3 protein-coding genes and 1 pseudogene are annotated in these 4,561 nt (G+C 49.3%); 1 reads left to right on the top strand and 3 read right to left on the bottom strand.

Annotation, left to right across the window (positions count from 1 at the left end):
- Window positions 1–455 (bottom strand): annotated as a pseudogene (locus KDK14_RS14295) (hypothetical protein); the annotation flags it as partial.
- 52 nt (window positions 456–507) lie between these two features.
- Window positions 508–1,200, bottom strand: coding sequence for a hypothetical protein (locus KDK14_RS14300; protein WP_257265847.1), 693 nt, complete (start codon window positions 1,198–1,200; stop codon window positions 508–510).
- Between the two features lie 482 nt (window positions 1,201–1,682).
- Here KDK14_RS14300 and KDK14_RS14305 point away from each other — a divergent pair, with 482 nt between their 5' ends.
- The gene (locus KDK14_RS14305) at window positions 1,683–2,618 is read left to right on the top strand and encodes an RING finger domain-containing protein (protein ID WP_257265849.1); all 936 of its coding nucleotides are present in this window, start codon (window positions 1,683–1,685) and stop codon (window positions 2,616–2,618) included.
- Here the strand turns inward: KDK14_RS14305 and pgi are convergent.
- The gene (gene pgi, locus KDK14_RS14310) at window positions 2,602–4,260 is read right to left on the bottom strand and encodes a glucose-6-phosphate isomerase (protein WP_257265848.1); all 1,659 of its coding nucleotides are present in this window, start codon (window positions 4,258–4,260) and stop codon (window positions 2,602–2,604) included. The genes KDK14_RS14305 and pgi overlap by 17 nt on opposite strands.
- Window positions 4,261–4,561: the final 301 nt, after the last annotated feature.

The raw sequence follows: 4,561 nt of genomic DNA on the forward strand, positions 1-4,561 counted from the left end.
TTTTTTTGTGTAATACCGTCCATATTAGGAAAGTTGTTTTTAGACAATTCCTTGGTTGCCACACCAAAGTCGCGACTTCCGGCGCTTACGCCATCAATCACGGCTTCAACCACACCTGCAGGGTCAAGGCTGTGGGTCATCGCCATATACCCGGGGCTGAAGCGAAGCTCGGTATAATCAATGCGGGCGTTCATGGCATCTTCGACATTTTCATACGCTATCCGGTGGCAATCATCGTAGTCCGCCAGCACCTTGACACCCCAGTCCAGCTTGCTTAAAAAACTGACCAGGTCCGGTTCCTGGCTGATGACCCGGACATGGGGAATCAGATCGGTCAGGTTGTCTGCCGGTAGCGGGAGGTTGTTCTTCCTTCCCAGCTCCAGAATGGTTGCCGGTCGGATATTGCCATCCAGATGGCGGTGGATATCGGTCAGGGGGATTGCTTGGGTAATCATGGCGTTTTACTTGATTTCCGGGATCAAAGGGTGAGTTATGATACCTGATTTTTCAGCAAGGATGGCTAACATTGCGTTCTTTAAGTATGGGGTAGTTCTCCATGGGATCGTAAAAATGCGTTTTGAGAGTTTCTGGAATTGGCAGGTATTTAACGTCTTCAACATTCGACACCTGCCGAATAAGAATACCTCTGCACAGATCTTGTAGCGAAACAACGTTGTCAGGTTGACAAAACAGCTTTTGTTCTAAAAAGACAGAGAAAGGTTTTGATCGTACCACAAATTCCGGGATGCCTCCGATATATGCCAAGAGTAATCCTACCGCTTCTGTATTCCGGCTATACACAGCATGAGCCAATGCGGTATGGCAAGAGTCTGAAGTGTCCACCCTGGCTCCTGCCTTGAGACACAATCGGACAATGTTGATATGACTTTTATAAGAACAGGCAACGTTTAAAGCTGCGTTTAACGTTGCCTGATTATGCACAAGGTTTTCGCGGCCAGTGTTTTCCTCACCATCAATGATATGAATAAACCTAACGTATTGATCAATATAAAGCTCTTCCAACTCCAAAATAGCGGTTGTCACCGCCATCACTCGTGCTCTGAACATATCTTCTGCAGATACTTCTGGTACTTTATTAACCGAAGGGATTAATGGTTCATGAGTTAACACTGCCGCAACGTTCGCCCGGGATGTTATGTTTGATTGTTGCCCATCACTTCCTGAAAAGTGAGCGTCCATGGCAGTGGTTGCAGATACCTCATGTGCACCAAATCTGTTACCTGGCTGGCTGTTTATTTCAGGGTTTCCCTGATTCTCAGGGTTCCTGAAATTACCGGCAGCTTGACCATTTAATTGACAACGATTCACTGTACAGCCCTTTTTTTTAAGAAGGTGTTTTCCCGGATTCAAATAGACAGAAAGTTCGATAAATAGTTCAATGAAAGTTAAAGAAAGTCATGGGTTATATATCAATTGAACTCAGGAACTTTTTGTTCATTTTAAACTCTCAGGAGAAATGAAACTGTCATTTAATAACTTCATGCCGGTAAGCAGTTTCCATCACCTGCGTCCCAAAAAACAGGCCACTTGCTGGTTATACAACAAACCCCTGACTTACACCGGAAGAACTCTTAATGAACACGGTTAATGAACCTGAAATCTGTGTAATCTGCCAAGGACCTATCGAAGGAAGTGCACAGATAAAGCCATCTCGGACCTCAATGGCCTTTCTGCGAGGAATTGGGAAACAAAAAACGATTGTTAAGCTACAACCGTGCGGTCATGAATTTCACCACCCATGTATAAGTACATGGGTACAAAATAAACTACGCTGCCCATTGGACGACGGTTTAATAACAGGCAGTACTCCCGCAATATCCAGCACCGTAAATCTGCGAAAGGAGCTGTTCAGATTAATAGAGAGCAATCATATTGAACATGTGAGGGAAATTCTGTCAATCGGGCTAAAACCTGATCAGCACTCGCTGCTGGCCACGCGTGACCCCTTAACCGTCGCGGCAAATTTAAAACATTGGGCAATAGCAGTGGAGTTGATCAGCGCGGGATGGACCACAAAAGATAAACTAGCGCAACATAAACTGGGCCGTATGTTCGAGCAAGGTCTTGGGGTGGATAAGAACTACGCTGAAGCTGTCACCCTATACAGCAAGGCCGCTGCTCAGGGATATGCCCCCGCAGAACACGACTTGGGCTTGATGTTCCTGGGTGGCAGGGGAGTGCAGCAGAACTACGCCAAGGCCCTGACCTGGATCCACAAGGCTGCCAGCAAGGGATTCGTTTACGCGCAGTACGATCTGGGCTGCATGTTCCATGATAGTTTGGGGGTGCAGCAGAACTACGCCAAGGCCCTGACCTGGTTCAGCAAGGCCGCCGATCAGGGACATGCCAAAGCGCAATACAATCTGGGTTGTATGTTCTATTATGGTCGGGGAGTGCAGCAGAACTACACCGAGGCCCTGACCCTGTTCCAGAAGGCTGCCGACAAGGAAGACGCTCAAGGACAATACAATCTGGGCTTTATGTACTGGAAGGGTATGGGGGTAGAGCAGAACGACGCCGAAGCCCGATTCTGGATCAGCAAGGCCGCTGACCAGGGATACGACCTTGCGCTAAAAGCACTCACCAAATTTGATTAAACTGCTTAAAACGCCTTATCAGGCCATTGGTTGAGCTGTCTTGGTCGGTGGTTTCTTCTCTGGATCGAATTTTCTCAATCAGGCGATCACCCAGTACTTTACCCAACTCAACCCCCCATTGGTCGAAGGAGTTAATCTGCCAGATGGTGCCCTGCACAAAGACTTTATGTTCATACAGGGCAATCAGGGCACCGGTGGTTTCCGGTGTGATCTTCTCGGGAACAATCATACTGTTTGGGCGATTGCCCGGAATCACCTTATGGGGAGCCAGCCGTTCCACCTCTCCCGCATCCATACCTCCAGCGGTGAGTTCATCCCGCACTTCTTCCACTGTTTTGCCCTGCATCATGGCCTGGCTCTGGGCCAGGGCATTGGTAAACAGCCAGGGATGCTGTTCGCCAATCGGGTTATGGGTGGTGGCCGGGGCGATAAAGTCCACGGGAATTAACCGGGTGCCCTGGTGCAGCAGCTGATGGTAGGCGTGTTGGTCATTAGTGCCTGTACCGCCCCAGATCACAGCTCCGGTCTGGTAGGGAACGGTACTGCCATCTTCACGGGTACGCTTGCCGTTGCTTTCCATATCCACCTGCTGCAGGTGGCCCGGCAGATCACGCAGAAAGTAATCATAGGAGATGACCGCATGGGATTGGGCACCCATAAAGTTCTGATACCAGACGCCCAGCAAACCGGCAATCACCGGCATATTTTTTGCCAGAGGGGCTGAGCAGAAGTGCTGGTCCATGGCCTCAGCACCTTTGAGCAGGCGCTCGAAGTTGTCGTAGCCTACCACCATGGAAATCAACAGACCGATGCTGGACCAGAGGGAGTAGCGACCGCCAACCCAGTCCCACAGCGGCAAGGTGTTTTTTTGGGCGATACCAAACTGGTCAATAGCCTTCAGGTTGGTGGAAATGGCCATAAAGTGCTTGCGGATATCCTGCTCGGCACAGCCTTTGTCAATCATCCAGGCTCTGGCTGCCCGGGCATTTTGCAGGGTTTCCAGGGTACCAAAGGATTTGGAGGCAACGATAAACAGCGTGGTTTCCGGATCAATTTTACCCAGAACTTCAGACAACTCGTCAGGGTCAATATTCGCCACAAAGTGATGTTCAAAACCCTTGACATGGTAAGGGGTCAGGGCATTAATAGTGGTTTTGAGCCCCAGATAAGAACCACCGATACCAATATTAACAATATGCTTGACAGGCTTGCCGGTATGGCCGAGCCACTGTCCGCAGTGAACCTGCTCAGTCATGGCCTGCATACGGGCGCGGGTTGCACGGATCCCGGGCATGATGTCTTCACCATCCACCATCACCGGAGCATCACCGAAGCTTCTCAGTGCCGTATGGAGCACCGCACGCTTTTCCGTGTAATTGATCTTTTCACCGGCGAACATGGCGTCGCGGGCATCGGCCAGATTGGCCTGCTCCGCCAGCGTTACCAAAGATAACATTACATCGTCGTTAATCAGATGCTTTGAGTAATCAAGAAAAAGGCCGGCAGCTTCAAGGCTGTAGCGGTCAAATCGGTTTGGATCTTCAGCAAACAGGCTGCGCAGATGGGTATTGGCCATTTGCTGTTGCAGAGCCGCCAGATCTTTGGATGCGGGCAGATGATCCAGAGCAGTTGAGTTAATCACTGTCTTGCCTCATTAGATAAGGATGGATGGAAGGTAGGCTGGATGAGAAAGGAGGAGAATATACCTTACTTATTGATAGCGGGAAAATAGTTAGCGTGACAAGAGCCAACCCTGTCGATTATATAAAAGACAGGGTACTTATGATCCTTCAATACTGCGCAATCCGGGTAGGCCTGCCAAAGTCCGATCCCGACAACAGGGGGTGATTTGAACCACAAAGACACAAAGGAAGAAAATAGAAATCTTTTCTTTGCCGTGAAAAATATTTTGCTTAACCATTTTTCATCCCTGAGGGTGGCGC

Origin of the sequence: Endozoicomonas sp. ONNA2 (assembly GCF_024606365.1) — a bacterium.
GTDB lineage: Bacteria > Pseudomonadota > Gammaproteobacteria > Pseudomonadales > Endozoicomonadaceae > Endozoicomonas.